The sequence below is a fragment of the Candidatus Effluviviaceae Genus V sp. genome (genome assembly GCA_014728125.1).
Lineage (GTDB): Bacteria > Joyebacterota > Joyebacteria > Joyebacterales > Joyebacteraceae > WJMD01.
Genome location: WJMD01000025.1, coordinates 1 through 4509, shown reverse-complemented (window position 1 = coordinate 4509; position 4509 = coordinate 1). Strand labels below are relative to the sequence as shown.

Sequence of the window (4509 nt, the reverse complement as noted above, 5' to 3'; positions counted from 1 at the left end):
CATCCAGCTTCTGGCCGCCGAGCTCGAGAAGACACGCCGCCGTGTCAACGCCCTCGAGCACATCCTCGTCCCGAGCCTCGAGGAGACGATCCGGTTCATCTCGGATCGGCTGTCGGAGCTCGAGCGCGCGAACGCCACCCGTCTCATGAAGGTCAAGGACATCGTTCGGGAGCACTGACGGCCGCATGCTTCTATGCTCCATGTGGAGGCCTCCCGTGCCCGCTCGCTCACGAACCGGTCTCACGCTTCTTCTCCTGACACTGCTCTCACCGGCGGCGCTCTGCGCCGCTGACGATCTTCCCTACACCCTCGAACCGGTCCGCACGCACGCCTGGCGCGAGTACGTCACGCCGTGGGTCGGCGACATGGACGGCGACGGCTTCGACGAGATCGCCGCCTGCGCGATCGACCGCGGCGAGATATGCATCATGACCCCGGCGTCTTCGACGATGCTCGAGCTGGCGCAGGTCAACCTCTCCATCGAACGGAACGCATGGCACGTGGTCCAGTTTCTGGGGTGGGAGGACATCGACCTCGACGGAGCCGACGAGTTCCTCGTGAGCTACGTGAAGAACGACACGCTGCATCTGCACGGCTACGGGTTCGGCGGCAACACGTCGTTTCACACGGTGATCTCGTCCGGCAAGGACAGGAGAAAGGAAGCGTGGTGGGACGGGAAGGTCCGCGACGTCGAGCACGTGTCGCTCGAAGGCGGCGGGGCGGCCTGGGCGGTCGTCCACGGCGCCGACATGGACCAGTATCCGCGGGAGGTTCTGCTCTTCAGCTCCGACTTCCGGACGCTGCTGGGACGCGTCTCCGGCGGAGCCCAGTGGCGCAGAGCGGTCGTCGCCGACGTTGACGGCGACGGAAGCGAGGAGGTCATCGCGACGAGCTCGGCGCCGAACAACGGCGCGTCAGCGAACGGCACCAGCGACGATGAGTCGCACGTCATGGTCATTGACGATACGGGCGACGTACTCTGGCTCAGTGCGACCGGCCCGGGGCTCACCGACACGCATGCGGCGGTCGGCGATCTCGACGGAGACGGCGTCCTTGAGATCGTGACCACGACCGAGCCCATCGTGCGTGAGGGGCGCCCGACAACGAGGGTCGTCGTGTGGGAGGCCGCGTCGGGCGAGAGCCTCGACGCGATGACGATCCCCGAGAGCGTGACGGGGGCCCTGATAACGGAACATCCAGGTCCCGAAGGAGGCGTCCTCTACATCTCAGGGGGGAGAGGTACGGTCTACCGCCTGGGTATGGCCGAGGGTGCCCTCGACATAGTCGGCCGGACGTTCCTGGCTCCCGAGGCGCTGATCGAGGGATACTGGCCGCTCCGAGAGGACGGGACGCCCAGACTCGTCGTCAGCGCGATGGAACAGAGGCTCTATGTCCTGGATGACGAACTGCGACTCCTCGCCGCCCATCAGCCACACGAGAGCACCTCGAGGCACCCGCGCGTCGCCGGCGTGTTCCGAACCAGAGCCGGCCCCACGGGACTCCTCGTCGCGTCGGACAGGCTCTACCTCTTCGACCTCGTGCGCGTCCCTCTTGACCTCGGGCTGATGGCAGGACGGCTCGGGGCCCTGCTCCTCCTCGTGGGCGCCATTGTCGTCGCCTCGGTGCCGCGCGCCCGTCGTGAGACCGCCCGCGCCGCCCGTCGCCTCCTCGCGATGACCTCGCCGATGCCCGCGCATGAAAGGGCCGCCATCGAGCTGGCTCTGCTGGAGGAACTCGACCTCGCAAGTCACAACAAGCTCGAACTCACCGGCCCGCTCAGGTCGCTGCTCAGGCTGCTCGTGAGCTGTCAGGAGGACCCGGACACCACGCCGGACGTACAACCGGTCATCCTAAGCAGGGTGAAGGCGTGGCAGGAAACCATCAGACCCGCCCTGGATGACCTTGTGCTCCACCTGGAGGCTGTCGGAGACCATACAGAGGACGCCCGGCGCATCCGCGACGCTCGCGTCGCCCTCGACACGCAGGTCTCCGCTGTCTCTGAGGGGAAGGGTAGACCGGATGCCCTGGACCCGGCGATCGAACGTCTCGAGGCCGCTCTCGGCGATGTGAGGCGGGCGCTGATCGAGCGACACGAGTCGTCGCCGGTCGCGGAGACAGAGAGCGTCCTGGAGGCGACGCGCGCCGAGAGGAACGCGGCCGGCGTCCACACCGAACAGGACCTCTCGGCGCTGGAGGGTGTCCGGGTCTGGGCATCACCGCGCGTCCTTCAGCTTGTGATGACGAATCTCATCACGAACGCGGTCGCAGCGATGAGCGGGACGGAGACGCGGCGGCTCACGGTCGGGGGCCGCATCGAGGGAGAGCTGGTCGTTGTCGAGGTGCGGGACACCGGCCGCGGCATGACACCCGAGGAGGCGGACGCCGCCTTCACGTACGGGCAGTCGTCGCGGTCGGGGGGCGGCGCCGGACTCTTCCGGTCGCGAGAGCTTCTCGATATGTACGGCGGGTTCATCGAGATCATCGAGACCGCCCCGGGCGAGGGGACGCTCTTCCGCGTGGCCGTCAGGCGACGCGGGACACGGGGCTGAGCCGGCTCTTGCGGCGCGGGCGCCCACCGTTCCGTGTCGTCTCCGGTCCGGCGGCTGTGCTCGATGTTCCCTCTTGCTCTTCAGACGGAGTGCACAGTAGATTCCCTCGAGTTCTGTTGAGATCCTGACAGACCACACCACGTTCGGATGGGGGGCGATCGAGACCCCGGTCGGGCAGACCGGGGCTCGGCGGATGCGCTGTGCTCAGCAGAGCGCAAGGAGAGGACGCCATGGCAGGTACCCGGAGTGTTCCGTTCCTGTTGGTGCTGCTCGCCACGCTGCTCATGTTCGCAGGAGCGGGCATGGCGCAGGACATCACAGAAGGTCTCGTGGCGCGCTACAAGTTCACCGGCGACGCGCTCGACGCCACAGATGGCGGAGCAGACGCTACGGTCCATGGGGCGACCCTGTGTCCGGACCCGGTGGGTCAGCCCGACAGGGCCTACTGCTTCGACGGCACCGAATATGACTACATCTCGACTCCTCTCGAGGTCCAGAGTGCCGCCGGCACGGTCAGCGCGTGGGCCCGCGTCGACAGCTTCGAGACCGGATTCAACAGGCTGAACCTGATACTGGGTCAGTGGGACAACCTCCAGCTTGGGCTCGGCGACAGCTCTCTGGGAGCCGACGGTCAGTGGGTCTTCCGTTTCCGGAATGCCGCCAACTCCCTCAGAACAGTAGTGGGTCCCCTGGCCGTGGTCGGACAGTGGGTGCACGTCGCGGGGGTCTGGACCGGGAGCGAGCTCATCCTGTATCTGGACGGCGAGCCGGCCGCCACGGTTTCCTCAGCGGGGAGCGCGGGTGCGGAGGGCAACCTCATGATAGGACGGCACTCGCACCTCTACGGCCAGAACTACTGGTTCGGCGCCATCGATGATGTGAGAGTCTACGACAGGGCGCTGACGGCGGTGGAGATCGACCTGCTGACAGAGATGTACACCGGCACAGAAAAGCGGACGTGGGGTGCCATCAAGGCGATGTACGGGAAGTGAGGCTCCGAACGCGCGGGGAGCTGAAGGAGGGCCGCGGGAGGACCGGCCGGGTCATCTGCCCACCGCCTCCTGCTCCGGCTGCCACGCCGGGTCCACGATACAGAGGAACTCGAGGTCGATCCGCTCGGTGTTCTCAACCCACTGCGTGGCGCCCGGAGGAATGTAGACGGCCTGCCCGGCGTGGATGGGGGCCTGCTCGTCGCCGATGTGCATCGTCCCGGCACCTCTCACGATGTAGTAGACCTCGCTCGACGTCAGTCGGTGCGGGCGGGTCGACTCGCCCGGGCGCACGGCGGCGTGTGCGAGGCTGTATGAGAGGTCGACCGGGTCGTGTTCCGGGTGGAGAATCTCACGGAGAAGGGAGTCGTCGCCGGCGACGAACTCCTGTGCGTCCTGGACATCCTTGACGAACATCACGGGTTCTCCTCGCTGAAGGGGCCTTCAGCCGGCATTCTGACAGACGGCGGTTCGGTTGGCAATGGCCTTGCTGAGGACGGCTCGGTAGCGTAAACTACCCTGACATCGCAGAGCTGAACCGGGAGACAGTACCACCTTACAGGGGAGGGAGCCATGATGCGCGCATGGATCGCTGCGGTCATCGCCGTACTGTGTTTTGCGGTCCCCGCCGCGGCCGAGGTCGGCTGCGACGCGGTCTGCTTCACGGTCACCGGCGGCATGATGAAGCCGAGTGGCGGCGACGAAGACTATGAGGACTCCGGTCTCATCGCCGGCATCCAGGTCAAGAAGCCGCTCACCGAGTCGGTCTGGATGGCGTTCGACTATCAGCACGGCCAGACGCCGACGACCGGCGAGCCGGAGACGGGGAACCGTTTCTCCGGCTGGGGCGAACCCGACGATTTCCGGACGCTGTGGAACACGGTCGACATCTCGATGGGCATGACGTTCATGCCCGAGGAGCGGGTGAACCCGTTCGCGAGCCTCGGCTTCGGCTTCACCTTCTGGGAGGT

At 66.6% G+C, this 4509-nt stretch carries 5 protein-coding genes; 4 read left to right on the top strand and 1 reads right to left on the bottom strand.

The annotated features are described in order from the left end of the window. The 3 genes from GF405_01425 to GF405_01415 form a co-directional block, all read left to right on the top strand. Window positions 1-178, top strand: a 178-nt coding sequence (locus tag GF405_01425) for a V-type ATP synthase subunit D (GenBank protein ID MBD3366816.1), incomplete at its 5' end; no start/stop codon positions are given. 7 nt (window positions 179-185) lie between these two features. Next, the gene (locus GF405_01420; GenBank protein MBD3366815.1) at window positions 186-2549 is read left to right on the top strand and encodes a hypothetical protein; all 2364 of its coding nucleotides are present in this window, start codon (window positions 186-188) and stop codon (window positions 2547-2549) included. 230 nt (window positions 2550-2779) lie between these two features. Next, window positions 2780-3541 carry a hypothetical protein gene (locus tag GF405_01415; GenBank protein ID MBD3366814.1) on the top strand — a complete coding sequence of 254 codons (762 nt, stop codon included), beginning with the start codon at window positions 2780-2782 and terminating at the stop codon, window positions 3539-3541. A 51-nt stretch (window positions 3542-3592) separates the two neighbouring features. On the opposite strand, the gene GF405_01410 is transcribed toward GF405_01415, so the two are convergent. Beyond that, complete coding sequence (locus tag GF405_01410; GenBank protein ID MBD3366813.1) at window positions 3593-3955, bottom strand: cupin domain-containing protein; 363 nt, start codon at window positions 3953-3955, stop codon at window positions 3593-3595. A gap of 156 nt (window positions 3956-4111) precedes the next feature. Here GF405_01410 and GF405_01405 point away from each other — a divergent pair. Continuing rightward, on the top strand, window positions 4112-4509 hold a 398-nt coding region (locus GF405_01405), incomplete at its 3' end, for a hypothetical protein (GenBank protein MBD3366812.1).